The 15,138-nt window shown below is 44.9% G+C and carries 12 protein-coding genes; 1 reads left to right on the plus strand and 11 read right to left on the minus strand.

Annotated elements, in window-relative coordinates; genetic code table 11:
* Positions 1-76 precede the first annotated feature (76 nt).
* Positions 77-832 carry a YwaF family protein gene (locus NSQ91_RS21910; protein WP_076127434.1) on the plus strand — a complete coding sequence of 252 codons (756 nt, stop codon included), beginning with the start codon at positions 77-79 and terminating at the stop codon, positions 830-832.
* A 54-nt stretch (positions 833-886) separates the two neighbouring features.
* Here the strand turns inward: NSQ91_RS21910 and NSQ91_RS21915 are convergent, their stop codons facing one another.
* From NSQ91_RS21915 to NSQ91_RS21965, 11 genes are all read right to left on the minus strand, one after another.
* Positions 887-1,318: a peptidylprolyl isomerase gene (locus NSQ91_RS21915; RefSeq protein ID WP_036676135.1), complete on the minus strand. Its 432-nt coding sequence runs from the start codon at positions 1,316-1,318 to the stop codon at positions 887-889.
* Between the two features lie 145 nt (positions 1,319-1,463).
* Entirely contained in the window at positions 1,464-2,798 is a 1,335-nt protein-coding gene (gene lysA, locus NSQ91_RS21920; RefSeq protein ID WP_036676133.1) for a diaminopimelate decarboxylase, read from the minus strand.
* A 126-nt stretch (positions 2,799-2,924) separates the two neighbouring features.
* On the minus strand, positions 2,925-4,625 hold the full coding sequence (locus NSQ91_RS21925; protein ID WP_076127621.1) for a spore germination protein: 1,701 nt from the start codon (positions 4,623-4,625) through the stop codon (positions 2,925-2,927).
* Between the two features lie 840 nt (positions 4,626-5,465).
* The gene (locus tag NSQ91_RS21930) at positions 5,466-5,891 is read right to left on the minus strand and encodes a stage V sporulation protein AB (RefSeq protein WP_036676132.1); all 426 of its coding nucleotides are present in this window, start codon (positions 5,889-5,891) and stop codon (positions 5,466-5,468) included.
* Positions 5,892-5,893: 2 nt separating this feature from the next.
* Complete coding sequence (locus NSQ91_RS21935) at positions 5,894-6,550, minus strand: stage V sporulation protein AA (RefSeq protein WP_036676129.1); 657 nt, start codon at positions 6,548-6,550, stop codon at positions 5,894-5,896.
* Positions 6,551-6,775: 225 nt separating this feature from the next.
* On the minus strand, positions 6,776-7,822 hold the full coding sequence (locus NSQ91_RS21940; RefSeq protein WP_305953687.1) for a glycoside hydrolase family 53 protein: 1,047 nt from the start codon (positions 7,820-7,822) through the stop codon (positions 6,776-6,778).
* Positions 7,823-7,824: 2 nt separating this feature from the next.
* On the minus strand, positions 7,825-8,703 hold the full coding sequence (locus NSQ91_RS21945; RefSeq protein WP_036676128.1) for a carbohydrate ABC transporter permease: 879 nt from the start codon (positions 8,701-8,703) through the stop codon (positions 7,825-7,827).
* 27 nt (positions 8,704-8,730) lie between these two features.
* Positions 8,731-9,621 (minus strand): ABC transporter permease, encoded by an 891-nt coding sequence (locus tag NSQ91_RS21950; protein ID WP_036676126.1) that lies wholly within the window; start codon positions 9,619-9,621, stop codon positions 8,731-8,733.
* A 234-nt stretch (positions 9,622-9,855) separates the two neighbouring features.
* Positions 9,856-11,574 carry an extracellular solute-binding protein gene (locus NSQ91_RS21955; RefSeq protein ID WP_038572454.1) on the minus strand — a complete coding sequence of 573 codons (1,719 nt, stop codon included), beginning with the start codon at positions 11,572-11,574 and terminating at the stop codon, positions 9,856-9,858.
* 107 nt (positions 11,575-11,681) lie between these two features.
* Positions 11,682-13,322, minus strand: coding sequence for a response regulator (locus NSQ91_RS21960; protein WP_076192254.1), 1,641 nt, complete (start codon positions 13,320-13,322; stop codon positions 11,682-11,684).
* An 18-nt stretch (positions 13,323-13,340) separates the two neighbouring features.
* Positions 13,341-15,086, minus strand: a complete 1,746-nt coding sequence (locus tag NSQ91_RS21965; protein WP_340919818.1) for a sensor histidine kinase — start codon at positions 15,084-15,086, stop codon at positions 13,341-13,343.
* Positions 15,087-15,138 lie beyond the last annotated feature (52 nt).

Here is a 15,138-nt window from a genome sequence, read left to right on the forward strand (position 1 = left end):
TATCTAGAATCAAGATTATTAAAATTCTCAAACTTTATTTTTGATGGATGTTTTCACGTTCAAAGGAGGTTCGTCTATGCAGCTTTCATCTTTTTTTGATCGCCAGCACGCGGAGGATTTCATCATGTTCTCATCTTCGCATTGGGTTGCGCTGTCTATCATTACGTTAAGTTGTCTACTGCTCTATGGCTTACGGTTTGAAATTCGTACAGATTCAAGACTTCGGCAAAGCGTGCGTTTGCTGCTAATCATACTACTTGTAGTCTCAGAAGCCGGGCTGCAAATGTGGTACATCTCTCAGAACATCTGGCGCTCCAGCTCCTCATTACCGTTCGAGCTCTGTGGAATCACTCTACTGCTGTCTATTATCATGTTAATTTCACGCAGTCGAACCCTTTATTCCTTTCTCTACTTTGCCGGGATCGGCGGAGCATTTATTGCGTTGCTCACCCCTAACCTAGTTTATCCGTTCCCTCATTTCCGCTTTCTCCTGTTTTTTATAGCTCATGGTTCTATTATTCTGGCGTCTCTTTACATGACCTGGATTGAGGGCTACAAGCCGACTTGGAGATCTTTACTCATCACCATGCTCGGCCTCAATATTGTGGCTGCCTGCATCTGGACTGCTAATTACTTCCTAGGCTCAAACTACATGTTCCTATCCCAGAAACCTAGTACCTATTCCGTATTGGATTATTTTGGACCTTATCCTTATTACCTGCTTGTTGAAGAGCTGTTTGCCTTCACTGTGTTTCTAGCTATGTATTTGATATTCTTCTGGCTGCCAGAGCGGCGCAATTCACGGCGTAGACAGGTTAGGCGGATTCTTTAACAACACAAAAAAGCCAGCCCCGATATTCGGAGACTGGCTTTTAACTATTAAATCTTAAGCTTCGATGATTTCTACCGAAGTCATTTTGTCGCGTCCTTTGAAAGCATCAACAAGATCCATACCTTCTACTACTTTACCAAACACAGTGTGTACTCCATCCAAGTGTGGTTGTGGAGCGTAGCAGATGTAGAACTGGCTTCCGCCTGTGTTCTTACCTGCATGTGCCATAGCAAGTGTTCCGCGTTCATGTTTGTTTGGGTTAATTTCGCAGTTGATTGTGTAACCTGGGCCGCCAGAGCCAGTTCCGTTAGGACATCCGCCTTGAGCAACGAAACCAGGGATAACACGGTGGAATGTCAATCCGTTGTAGAAACCTTCTTTTGCCAGCTTTTCAAAGTTGGCTACAGTGTTAGGTGCATCTTGATCGAACAAGTCCAGCAGCACTACGCCGCCATTTTCTAGAGTGATTTTCGCTTGCTTTGCCATATGTAAATGACCCCTTTCAAAATTAACAAATTTAGAATACCTCAATTATATTACTATGAAACCACGCACAAAGCAAAGCAAGCAGGAGACTTTCCTGCTTGCTCTATATGCTGCTCAACTTTACCCACCTTACAGCAGCAGGCTATTACTTAGCAACAACTGTCTGTTTGGCGATACGCTCTGGTACAATATCGTTGGCAATAAGATCCGTATAGCTTTCACGACGCACTACAAGATCGCTTTGTCCGTTCTGTACGAATACTAAAGCCGGACGGCGAAGACGGTTATAGTTGCTGGCCATGGAGTAATTGTACGCGCCTGTGCAGGCTACAGCCAACAAATCGCCGCTTTCAGCCTTCGGCAGCTCTACATCCCAGATCAACATATCTCCGCTCTCGCAGCATTTACCAGCGATGGAGACAGTCTCAGTTGCGTCTTCGTTAGCACGGTTAGCAAGCAATGCCTCGTATTTAGACTGATACAAAGCAGGGCGTGGATTGTCGGTCATTCCACCATCAACAGCAACGTACTTACGCACGCCAGGAATGTCCTTGTTAGATCCTACAGTGTACAATGTAGTACCTGCATCTCCAACAATACTACGGCCCGGCTCCACCCAAATTTCCGGCAAAGCACTATAAATTCCAGCAAAATGAGTCTTCACTGCATCCGTAATCGCTGCAACATATTCAGAAACATGTAATGGGGTATCTCCCTCGACATAACGAATCCCGAAACCTCCGCCAAGATTGACTACACGGAAGTCCACTTCCAAGCCTTCTTTAACACTGCGGGCAAAAGTTGCCACACGCTCAACAGCTAGCTGGAAACCATCGGTTTCAAAGATCTGCGAACCAATATGGGAATGCACACCAAGCAGCGTGATATTCTTTTTGCTGACTGCTGCTTTCACTGCTTCATAGGCCGATCCATTACCGATATCAAAGCCGAATTTGGAATCTGTCTGGCCCGTTGCGGTATATTCATGAGTATGCGCTTCTACACCTGGTGTCACCCGCAATAAGATGTTTACATTAACTTCTTTACGTGCAGCAATGGACTGCAAAAGGTTAAGCTCTACCAGATTATCGACTACAAAGCAGCCGATTTTGGCATCAATCGCCATTTCGATCTCTTCAGATGTCTTATTGTTGCCATGAAAATGGATGCGTTCTGCCGGGAAGCCAGCTTGCAAAGCTGTATATAGTTCGCCGTCGGATACAACATCCAGTGACAAACCTTCTTCATCAGCCAAACGAACCATTGCCATTACTGAAAACGCCTTGCTTGCGTAAGCTACTTGGAAACCAAGGCCGGAGGCTTTAAAAGCATCCATATATTCCCGGCAACGTTGTCTAACCAATTGCTCGTCCAATATATATAGCGGGGTTCCATATTCCGCTTTCAATTCAGTTACATCACATCCGCCGATCTCCAAATGCCCAGCATCGTTAATGCGGCTAGTACCGTGTAGAAACATTCTTTAGTCCTCCAATTTCTGTGGAATATCAAGGTTCCACCCTGTCTTAGTGTATTCAGTATAACAGACAGTGGGAACTCCATTGAATGGACTAATTTGCAGTAGTTTTGTATTTTCCTACGATTGTTACTCATTCTCTTGAGATGGCGGCATTCTGGTATTGTCTCTGGTTTTGTTAAAAGACGGCCTTTCCTTCGAACTTAAGACCGGTTTACGCAATAGAATTTCACTCATTGCCTTTGCATTAAAGGGTATAAACGGCCACATATATGAGGAGTTATAGGACCGATGAGTGGTTAAGAAGATAGTCAGTAACGTCGTGCCAATCATAAAGCCTGGTACCTGGAACGCCGCTACGGCAATTAATAACACAAGCCTGACTATACGGTTCGCCAGACCCAGCTCATAACTCGGAGTCGCGAACATACCGATTGAGGCTACCGCCATATACAGTACTACTTCGTTTACAAACAGACCACTCTGCACCGCTATATCACCAATCAATATGGCTGCAATCAGACCCATCGCTGAGCCTAAAGGTGTTGGGGTATGCACGGCGGCCATCCGCAGTAAATCAACCCCAAGCTCTACAATCAGAAACTGAGCGAGAATAGGAATTCTCGCTGTCTTTTGCGGCCCGATAAAATCCAGCATAGCAGGCTTTAACTCAGGATGGATAACAAGCAGCATCCATAACGGGAGCAGGAACATGGAAGCGAAGATGCCGATGAAACGGACCCACCGCAGATATGTCCCCATAAAAGGAGTCTGGCGATTCTCCTCCGCATGCTGGCAAAGATCAAAAAAGGTAGTCGGAAGAACAATTACAATGGGCGAGGTATCCACGAATAATATGACCCGTCCCTCTAATAAATTGGAGGCTACAACGTCAGGGCGTTCAGAATAACGCACCATAGGATAAGGGTTCCACCCTCCGCCGATAATCGCTTCCTCCAATTGCTTATCCGCCAGTGGAATACCATCGATATCGATGCTGTTGATTTTATCGATGACTGACGTTACTTGCGTTTTATCAACGATATCATCGATGTAAGCCACGCAGACATCTGTCCGTGTCCGCCGTCCCACTTGAAACATTTCAAGCTTCAGCCCCGGATCACGTATCCGTCTTCTTACAAGTGAAATATTACTAAGCAGGGTTTCTGTAAAACCATCGCGCGCACCACGCACCACCCGATCAATCGAGGGTTCATCAGGACTTCGCATGGGGTAAGATCGAGTATCCATTAGGATAACTTTGTTCTCACCCTCAATAAATAGTGCGCTCATTCCTTTTAATACTTTATCGAAACATTCGCTTAATACACTACCCTCTTCAACTTGAATATGAGGGATGTATTCGTTCATAAAGCTACCTAATACACCTGCGGACAAATTTTCTGAAGAAAGGTAGGTTAGTCGTTTCAGAATTTCATCCGTCACATCTTCGTTGGTGAATCCGCTTAAGCAGAGTAAAGCTGTCTTATGTCCCCCAAAGGACATTTCTCTAAACGTCACATCAAAACTTGTTCCCAGCCCCATCACTTCGGTCAGCGTGTTTTTTGTTTCTTGTAGAGAACCTGGGATATGATCATTGCCTTGCCAATAAATAACGGATTCCTTTAATGAGTTAGAATGCTCACTATCGCGTTTGTTTTGTAGCTTATCTTTACTTTTGTTCTGAGACTGCTGCTGCGCCTGCTTCTTTGAAGGCTTCGGTTGAGCTTGAGACTCCTCCCCAGTACCAGCATCGTTACCTGTTCCTCCTGCTGCCTGAGCATTCTGATCCTGTGCCTCATCATCTGATTCTGAATCCTCTGAATCCATACCAAATAACCTGGCAAAAAAACCTTTACTCGGCTCATTTGGCTCCTGATTGCCGAGCTCATCCGATGCTTCTGCATCCTGCTGCCCTGTTCCCTGCTCCGCAGTCACTTCCCCATCCTGCTGCCCTGTTCCCTGCTCCGCAGTCGCTTCTGCATCCTGCTGCTCTGTTCCCTGCTCCGCAGTCACTTCTGCATCCTGCTGCTCCGTTCCCTGCTCCGCAATGGCATCTGCATCCTGCTGCTCTGTTCCCTGCTTCGCAGTCGCATCCACATCTTGCTGCCCTGTTCCCTGCTCTGCAGTCGCTTCTGCATCCTGCTGCTCTGTTCCCTGCTCCGCAGTCACTTCTGCATCCTGCTGCTCCGTTCCCTGCTCCGCAATGGCATCTGCATCCTGCTGCTCTGTTCCCTGCTTCGCAGTCGCATCCACATCTTGCTGCTCTGTTCCCTGCTTCGCAGTCGCATCCACATCTTGCTGCCCTGTTCCCTGCTCTGCAGTCGCTTCTGCATCCTGTTGCTCTGTTCCCTGCTCCGCAGTCACTTCTGCATCCTGTTGCTCTGTTCCCTGCTCCGCAGTGGCATCCACATCCTGCTGCTCAGTGCCTAATTCGGCTGATGCCTCTGCATCCTGCTGGTCCTGGCTAGTTTCAGATGTTGTAGAATTTTCCGCTGAATCTTCACTTTCACCGATAGCTGAAGCGCCCTTAGGATCTGTGTGATCTGCAACTAGATCCGCTGCAGTTGTCTTCATTGCTGCAGCAGCTGCAGCATTATCTTCCAGATGGTCATCTTCCGGTGCAGAATCACCGCTGTGAATAAACTTGCTCATTTCCTAACCCCCTGTTTACTGTCGGTATACAAACCAGTCGAACAAAGAACCCGCGACCTTCCCACTCACCATCGCCATTAACAGACCGAATAGATAATGTGTCATATTTAAGCGTTTAGCGAGTATCGGCAGCACATTTAATACCTCGGTCAATGCTGCAGCGAGCATCCCGACAAAAATTCCATCAAACAGTCCTACACCAAGTTCAACTAGAGGACCTGAGGTAATTTTCCAATTCCAAAAATCACTAACAGTACCTACTAAAGATCCACCTACCATCGCGCCTTCATACCAATGAACTTTATCGTAAGAAGAGGTTAATTGCGCCAGACGCGGCACCATATCCAGCACAACAAATAGAGCGATCACTCCACCGCCTACAGCAATACCACCCGCAATGCCCAGCAGCAAATTTAGTCCCAGTGCTATGGGTGCCGTCATCTTCAGTCCTCCGTATTCTCTGATTGGTTTTCACTGCGGCGCCTCATCTTGCTGTATTCCTCATTGATGACATATTGGTCGATGTTCTTCTGATACAGATACATTTCCACTTCCAGCGGAGTAGGCTCCTCATTCCACTTCTTTTTAAATAAATGGTTGAAAAAAATGACCATCCCAAACCCGATGCCCAGAGAATAAGCAATCTGAAATATATAGGGATGCTCATCCCGATGACCCGTTAGCATCTCCACAATTCGAATTTGTACCTCCAGCATATTTACATCAGCATGAAAGTTCATAATTGTCAGAGCAGACCCAAAGAAAAGCAGCAGCCACACTAAAACAAACATCGCCACCGAAGGTTTCCGTCTCTCCACCTGACTCTCAATCTGCACAATCGTCCTCCCTTCACCGATCGGTTCAATGTCCGCATTCGGTATAAGTTCATATATCCGGGGGATAACCATCAACAGATCAATCAAAATCAGATTGCCGTCACTTTGTTCCGGCTTCATTAAGAGAATTGTCTCCAACGACTCTTTCAGCTCAGGCTCCGCTATCAAAAAAGCAATATCACCCAACGTGACACCTTTACCCTTGGGAACCATCACCCGATTTTTAAGCTGTATATAGATGGTGGGAGCAGAATGTTGTTTCATCCGCATTCCTCCTAAAGGTTATGGTGAAGCTCAGGTCCAAGATAACGGTAGTATGGGAGTAAAGCCTTATTTTTACTCTTGCTGCTCTGAATCAATTTCTTGAAATACTGAAATGTTGCTTGTTTATAGGTATCAGGAAAGGCTAACCCTTCTTCTGGAAATTAAAAAGAAGACAGCTCAAGGTAATTAACCTTAAGCTGTCTTCTTGTTTCAATCCTAAATACGTCAGAATTCGAGCGAATCCAATTTCCCTCCCGCAAAATCAAACAGGGTCAGATTGGACCAACCATTCTCATGTCCCACGGACCATTCCTTTTGCGAAGGAACCCAGGCTGGCTCCCAATAATAAAACCCGATACCTTTACCGTTAGGTATATTCTCAATAACACTAATAAAATCTTTCATATACTTAGTCTGTCCCTCTACTGTAGCCGGATAACCTTCATGCAGCTGCTTTTCCTCACTTACTATTAAGGGGAAACCTTCAGGTGCATTCAGCGTCCAAGGATAAGCTGTTTCAACAACAATAATATCCTTATTGTACCGCACCGCCAATTCATTCAGGTTAGATCGCAAGTCATCCAGCGTGCCGTGCCACCAAGAATAAAAAGATAATCCGATCACATCAAAATTTACGCCATGCTCGAAAAACCGATCATAAAAGTTACGGCTGGCTGGATAATCAGCACCACGGTCAATATGGATCATGATGGACAAATCAGAAGCAACAGCTTTTGCGCCCGCTATTCCTGCTTGAACCAGTGTAATGAACTGTTCCCATTGCTCCGTAGTATCCCACTCTCCATCCACCTTGCCTTCATTCCATAACATGCCTGGAGTAATCTCATTACCGATCTGCACCATGTCGGGCATAGTGCCTTGAGATTGCAAAAGCTCAAGAACCTCACGAGTATACTCATACACGGCTGATGTTAAACCCGTAAAATCAAGGTTCTCCCAAGCTTTTGGCTTCGATTGATTAGCAGGATCTGCCCATTTATCCGAATAATGAAAATCCAGCAGAAAGTTAAGTCCTGCTTCTTTAATTCGCTTAGCCATAATCAGCGTACGTTCTAGATTGCAGAAGCCGCCCGGAGGATCATTCCAAATCCGCAGCCGGATGGCATTCACGCCATTGTCTTTCAGAATGTAGAGCAAATCCTCAGCGTTCTCAACGGACTCTTCAGCACCGCTGTAATACGCTCTTCCACCCTGCTCAATTTCATCCAGAAACGAGATATCCATTCCATTGATAAATGTGGTTGTCATCATTGCTACTCCTTTACAGAACCAAGTGTCATCCCTTTAACAAAATATTTTTGCAGGAAAGGATATACGATCAAAATTGGAGCAGCTCCAATAAATATTTGCGCGGCTCTCACCGTCGTCTGCGAGATCAGCTCCATTTCCTTTGGATTGATGCTCATGGAGCTCATATCCCGTTGAATGATAACCGTCTGCAGGAATGTCGCCAGTGGAAATTGCTTGGAATTATTCAAATACAATAGTCCATCGAACCAGGAGTTCCAATGGAATACCATGCTGAACAAGGCAATCGTAGCGATCGACGGCAGAGAAATCGGCAAGTAAATACTGAACAAAGTACGGAAATGTCCGGCTCCGTCTATTAGCGAGGCCTCCTCCAGATCTTTTGGAATACCACGGAAGAAGTTCAGCATCAGAATCACCAAGAACGTATTTACCGCACCTGGCAGAACAAGTACCCAGAAGGAATCCATCAAACCAATCTTTTGAATCACAATGTAAAATGGAATCAAGCCGCCGTTGAACACCATACTGAAAACGAACAACCAAGAGTAGACATTACGGCCCTTGAAGGCTGAGTTTTCTTTGGATAACGGATAGGCTGCCAAAAAAGTAATTAAAAGTGTAAGTCCAGTCCCGAGTATGGTTCTTTGAACAGATACCCAGATGGAGTGTAGAAAGATCGGATTGTTTATTGTCTTTTTATAAGCTTCCAGAGAGAACTGCTTTGGCCATAACCCTACCAAATTGGCATCCGCTGCCGACTTCGCGCTAAAGGATACAGCCAGCACGTGAATCAAAGGTACAATACACATCAGTGCGAGCAGGATTAGAAAGCAAGTATTAAACACGTTGAATATACGATAACCTCTTGTTTTGTAATACATAAGTTGTCTCCCTCTTCCTTTGGTAGATTAGAAAATGCGATATCCTGCCCACTTCTTAGCCAAACTGTACGAGACGAGAATTAGGATCATACTAATGGCCGACTTAAACAGTCCGATTGCCGTACCAAAGCCCATCTCACCATTCAGAATAGCCGTGCGGTACACGAAGGTATCAATAATATCGCCTTTCTGATAGACCAGTGGATTGTAGAGGTTAAAAATCTGGTCAAACCCTGCGTTCAATACATTTCCGAGAGCCAAGGTACCTACCACCACAACCATTGGCAATAGAGATGGCATTGTGATAAAACGTGTCTGCTTCCAGCGGTTAGCGCCGTCTATTTCAGCAGCTTCATATAATGATGGATTGATTCCTGCTAGAGCAGCTAAGAAAACGATCGTATTATAACCAAATTCCTTCCACACATCTGTGAGAATAACTGTGAACCGGAACCAGTTGTTATCCCCTAAGAAAAAGATTGGTTTGAAGCCCATGCTGCCTAAGATCTGATTGACAAAACCATCTGTAGCAAGCAAATCCAGCAAGATCCCGCCGAGAATAACCCAAGATAAAAAGTGAGGCAAGTATACCAGTGTCTGAATAGTACGCTGTATGTATACCTTGCGAATCTCATTTAACAAAATGGCGAATACAAACGGTACAGCCAGATTGAAAATCATTTTTAGAACAGCAATAATCAATGTATTCCAAATGACCTGCATACTGTCATTACGTTCAAATAGATAACGGAAATTGTCCAATCCAACCCATGCCGAGCCTGAAATTTTCAGCCATGGCTTATAATCCTGAAATGCCATCACAATTCCGCCCATTGGAATAAAGCTGAAGATGATCAGGAATATCATCGCCGGCAATAACATCAAGTGAAAAGGCCATGTTTTTTTTAGTGTTCTCATCCTTGGTCCCCCATATCGTGTCAAGTTCTTCTGTAACCATACTCAAATTATAGCAACGCCCGAATTCCTCAAATAGCGGGCAAAACCAATATATATGGTACAAAAGCAATCTCTTTATCACATTGAAAAAAGAGGACTTCAAACGCAAACAGGGACCCTCCCTAAAGCCTAATGCTACGGCTGAAGAGACGGTCCCGTTTACTCCTTTTTACCTAGTCAAACTAAATCCAAACCTTATTTTACGCTGTCATACCATTCGTTAACTTCTTTAGTGATTTGATCGCCACCACCTGATTTCCAGGTTGCTACAAAGGAATCAAATGCATCCAGCGGTTTGTTGCCATAGATAATTTCATTAAACGTTTGGTTCTCAATTTTGTTCAGATAGTCCATCTTCGATTTCATAGTTTCGGTCGTAGGACCTGTGAACATATTCTTAAAGGATTTATCCTCTTGCGCCAGCAGAACTTTGGCAGCCGCAGGGGTATCTTTACCATAATTCACAGCTACGTCCTTCTCCAGACGGGTTGTTGGCTCTGCGCCATCTGCCAGGTTAAGGAGTGCTTTCATTTGGGCATCCGGGATCCGGGCACCGTCACGAACCAGCATATAACGAACACTATTCACATAACCGCCAGCAATTTTATCATTTTCGATCATCTTGCCGTTCGCGTCCAGCTCATAGTCATATCCTGCAAAAAGACCGTTATCCAGTTCACTGCCTGGCGTTGGATTAGCAAAGTTATCGAACAGATAGTTTTGATAAGTAAAGAAGGCTTCTGGATTTTTCATTTTCGTGCTGATCAAAGTTACACCGTTAGTGAATTGTGTGCCATGACGCATAACCTTTCCATCTGGACCCGCTGGAATTTCAATTGGAGCCCATACTGCATCTGGAGAGTTCTTCACGGTATCCTGAAGCGGCCAGCCGCTCATCCAGTAAGGACCCGGGAGAATCCCTGCTGTACCTGCAACTGCTGGTTCGGCAGTTTTGTTCTCATCCCAAAGAGCTGCTTCCTGAGGAATATAACCTTTCGCCAACCATTCCTTCAGTTTTTCAAGCCCTTGCTTCATGCCAGCATTTACTGAGCCGTATTCTAGTTTACCATCAGCATCTAGATTCCATTGCTGTGGCAAGGTTCCGTAAGCACCAAAGATCCAAGATGGATCGCCCATCCAAGTGTTCATTGTTGTTTTGAAGCCGATACTAAGTGGAGTTACCTTGTCTGGTGCCAAACCATCAGGGTTCTGATTCTTGAACGCATCCATCACTTTTTCCAGCTCATCGATCGTCTTAGGGGCTTGCATATTCAGCTTATCCAGCCAATCTTGGCGGATCCACAGAATGTAATCATGGTTATATGCATAATCGAGAACAGGCAGGCCCATTCTTTTGCCATCACGGCTGTATTGGTTCCAAACGTTAGGATCCTGTGCCATCGCTTCTTTCCAAGTATCTGAAGCATATTTATCAAACAAAGTTCCTACATCTGCATACATGCCGGAATCGATCAAATCCTGTGCAATCGTGTTGTCGGCTGTACCGATGGTTACCACATCAGGCATGTCCTGACCTGAAGACATGGATAAACGCAGCTTCGTACCAAATGCGCCGTTCGTATCTGTGATGGACCAAAGGGACTTAATGTTGATGCCGAATTTTTCTTTAGCCCATTTTGTAGCCACGTTATTCTCAATGCTTTCACCGTTTTTGAATTTAAGCTCAGGGTCCACGCCCCATGCGGTTGTAAATGTCACCTCAGGATCGTATTTATCCTTGTAGGCGTTTTCAGAATTGGAAGCTGTATTTGCAGTCGCTTCACCAGCTGTTTTATCTCCAGCAGTGTCTTTACTATTAGCAGCGTTATTGCCAGAACAGCCCGCAAGGCTACCCGCCAAAAGCATGCTCATGCATAGGAGCGGCAGCCATCTTTTTCTCTTCATCGCGCTCATTTTGTTCCCCCTTGGATTCCATAAGTGTTGGTTACATTTTAATTATAGGGAACGACGCTGAGCCCGAATACGTCATTTAAACAAGGTTTCTGCACCTTTCTCAACTTCTATCCGTCCCGGAATTCATTTGGTGTCATATTGTAGTGTTTTTTGAACATCTTACTGAAATATTGCGGATTCTGATATCCAAGCTCAGAGGTAATTTCATAGATTTTTTTATTCGTATTTTTAAGCAGATAAAGTGCCCGTTCCATCCGCATCCGAATAATATAGTCCCCTAGTCCTTCCCCAGTCTCAGCTTTATAAATCTTGGACAAGTAGACTGGATGCAAATATACATGATCGGCAATGGTTTTGACGGACAGCTCATGCCCCGAATGGTTTCCTACCAGCTCATGCACCTGCTTGATAATATAACTTTTCGTATTCTGATCGCTTTCGGATAGCTCCTTCTGAAGCTTATCGAGCATATCAAACGCCCAATCTTTAAGCTTATCAAAAGAAACAATAATACTCTGCGTCAACAACGGATCTAAAGCGTATTGGTCGATCTTGGAGATGAACTGACCACTCTTATGCGCTATATACATAAATGCATTCGTTATCGATAGAAAGACCTCGTACAGATGTTCACTGGAAAACCGTGCATTCTCCATATCCCGGAACACGTCAGCAATTTTTTGCCTTGCTGAATCCCATTGTTTGGATTCCAGCAGATGAATGAGTGTAGGTGGACGATAAAGACATTCGAGCGATTTGATGCTGATCGTCTCCTGATGCTGGCGGTCATCCAAAAACAGCACGGAGCTGGATTCATCATGTGCTGCCAAATACATCGAGCTAAGACCGCTTCTATAGGCAGCCGTCATCCCCTCCGGAAAGGTGAACCACTCTGTTACAATCAGTGAAATCTCACCCTTGAGGTAATTGCTTACACTAATTCGGAAATTCGCGATCACCGCTTTTAGGATTTGCTGCCTTGCAGCTTCATAGTTAGCCATTTGCTCCAATTCCTGCTGTACTGCCGGCTTTAATTCAACAAGCAGAATCAAGCAATCATGCGGCGCTTTGCAGAACCAGACATGGAACTGTTCCTTAAAAAGCTCCTCGGCAATGTTGCCGATCGCATATTCCATGAGAGAGACCGAATGGTGATCCATTGCGGCATAATGTTTACCCAGCTGAATCAGCAGCATCGCCGCTTCAGCATCCGGCTGGAAGGAGATTTCATATTCCTTCAGCTTAATGGCTAGTGTCCGCTCAGACAGCACCCTGCCGAGAAGCAATTCATGCATCAGATTAGCCCGCAAAACACTGTAATCGGCTTTGCGATTATACAGCAGCAAATGATATCTATCATGAGCTTCCCATTCGTCTTTCAAAGATTCAATCGCACTGGATACGCTTTTGATAAACTCATCATCACTTACCGGCTTCAAAATATAATCAAATGCCTGCAGTTGAATAGCTTTTTTCGCATATTGAAAATCGGAATAACCTGTCAATAAAATGGACCGAATATTTGGCCATTTCTCGCTCACGGCTTCAATTAATTGCAGGCCAGTCATTCCTGGCATTGAAATATCCGTAACCATAATATCTATAGCCTGCTGTTCCATAATTTGCAGAGCTTCAGCACCCGATGCCGCTTGATGCACCTGCTTTACCCCGATTTCAGCCCATGGAATAGTACGAGCTAAACTTTCCGTAACATAGGGCTCATCATCAACTAACAACAGCTCTATCATTCTTTCCCCTCCTAGATGTCATTCCATTTCATTGTCTGTGTAGGGCAGCAACCACTGCAGTGTCACCTGTAATCCTCCAAGCGGAGAAGGCGAGATGCGCAAGCCAGACGTCTCCCCAAAACGCAGCCGCATTCTCTGATGCACATTCCATAAACCGCAGCCCATTTCTTCATCCATCGCCCTGCTTAGTTTATTTTCCAGTTCTATAATTCCCTCTGGCGTCATGCCCTGACCATCATCCTCAACCGTAAGCGTCATTTCTCTGCCTGCACATGAACCCGTAATCCGCACCAGTCCCTCTTTGGCGACGGGCTCAATTCCATGTATAACCGCATTCTCCACCAAAGGCTGCAGTACGAGCGGCGGTAGCTCTCTTTTGCGCATTTGCGGTGGGATATTGATCTCATAACGAAGTCTGCTCATCCTCATCTTCTGGATCTCCAGATAATGATTCACAAATTCCACCTCTTCAGACAGCGCAACCAAATCACGTTCCTGACGAGTGGTGTATCTGTAATATCGGGACAAATTATGCGACATCCCAACGACTGCCCCCATATTATCGAGCTTCGCCATACTTGTAATAAAGGAGAAGCAATTATAGAAAAAATGTGGATTTATCTGTGATTGAAGCTGCTTTAAGCGGGCTTCGCGAACATGGATTTTCTCCATCAGCACATTCTCGATCAGCATCTGAATCTGTTCTACCATACTGTTAAACCGGCCGGACAGGAAGCTGAATTCATTCTTCCCTTTAATCTCCACTCGCGCAGAATAATCCCCTTGCTTCAACCGTTGAAAGCCTCCAACCAATAACCTTATAGGCACCTGCACTTGAACATATAATAGATAGGCTACGAGACAGCTCATTAACAACAAAGCACTGATCGCAAAATAAAATAAACGATTAGAGGTCAGGATCGGATGTAGGATTTCAGTCAGCGGCATATAGTCGATCAAATACCAGCCCATTTTGTCCGAATAGACGATATTTACACTGTAGGATTCACCTTCTATTTTGACCGTGCGATTCTCACTAGGCTTCAGCTGGGTCTCTTCCAGCCTGTCTACCAATTCTTTAGCTAACACCTTGTTGGCACTGCGGTTAAAAATAAGTCCTGTTCCCTGCTTATAATAAAAAGGATCTCTTCTGCCATCACTTTTGAATTTATCCAGCATATCCTCTATGTTCCGGCTGTCGAACTCTACCTTCATAACCGTTTTGACTTTTTCCGGAGCGAATTCTGACATAAAAGGTGTAAAAGAAAACCATGAGAATACGAAGCGGTCACCCTCCTGCCCTTCAATCTTCTCCACATGCCAGCCCGACTTCACTTCCCGCTTCAGATCCTCATCTTCGTATAACTTCGCATCATTTTCAGACACCATACGATGAATGGACGGGGAGTATAAATACAGCTTACTCTTCCAATTGGAGGAGCTTTCTTGAATGCTGATTTTGGTCTGAATCCGTTTGATCAGGTTTATCGTATCCAGATTCAAACGCCCTTTTTCCAGATAAGTATCCTTAAGGCTGAGGATATCAGGATCATGGATCAGCAGAATCGGCCACGAAGACAATAACTCCATATTACTTTCTACCTGATTCTGAAAAAAACTAAGCTGATTATTATTCGAAGTATTTAACTCCGTACGCAGCACATCCGTGGTCGTTTTATTGGAATAGAAGTAAAGGATGGTTATCGGGATCAGCATAATGACCATGATACTCACGATTTTGGTAAATAAATTATATCTATACACGTTCCTTCACTCTCCGGCTCAAATGTCATAGCCCCTATTGTACAAACAATCC

The organism is Paenibacillus sp. FSL R7-0048 (assembly GCF_038004505.1).
GTDB lineage: Bacteria > Bacillota > Bacilli > Paenibacillales > Paenibacillaceae > Paenibacillus_AQ > Paenibacillus_AQ odorifer.

Coding starts and splice junctions, on each gene's coding strand:
- NSQ91_RS21955 (WP_038572454.1), bottom strand. CDS start 11,574: ATGAGCGCGATGAAGAGAAAAAGATGGCTGCCGCTCCTATGCATGAGC.
- NSQ91_RS21950 (WP_036676126.1), bottom strand. CDS start 9,621: ATGAGAACACTAAAAAAAACATGGCCTTTTCACTTGATGTTATTGCCG.
- NSQ91_RS21960 (WP_076192254.1), bottom strand. CDS start 13,322: ATGATAGAGCTGTTGTTAGTTGATGATGAGCCCTATGTTACGGAAAGT.
- NSQ91_RS21925 (WP_076127621.1), bottom strand. CDS start 4,625: ATGGATTCAGAGGATTCAGAATCAGATGATGAGGCACAGGATCAGAAT.
- lysA (WP_036676133.1), bottom strand. CDS start 2,798: ATGTTTCTACACGGTACTAGCCGCATTAACGATGCTGGGCATTTGGAG.
- NSQ91_RS21915 (WP_036676135.1), bottom strand. CDS start 1,318: ATGGCAAAGCAAGCGAAAATCACTCTAGAAAATGGCGGCGTAGTGCTG.
- NSQ91_RS21935 (WP_036676129.1), bottom strand. CDS start 6,550: ATGAAACAACATTCTGCTCCCACCATCTATATACAGCTTAAAAATCGG.
- NSQ91_RS21910 (WP_076127434.1), top strand. CDS start 77: ATGCAGCTTTCATCTTTTTTTGATCGCCAGCACGCGGAGGATTTCATC.
- NSQ91_RS21940 (WP_305953687.1), bottom strand. CDS start 7,822: ATGATGACAACCACATTTATCAATGGAATGGATATCTCGTTTCTGGAT.
- NSQ91_RS21945 (WP_036676128.1), bottom strand. CDS start 8,703: ATGTATTACAAAACAAGAGGTTATCGTATATTCAACGTGTTTAATACT.
- NSQ91_RS21930 (WP_036676132.1), bottom strand. CDS start 5,891: ATGACGGCACCCATAGCACTGGGACTAAATTTGCTGCTGGGCATTGCG.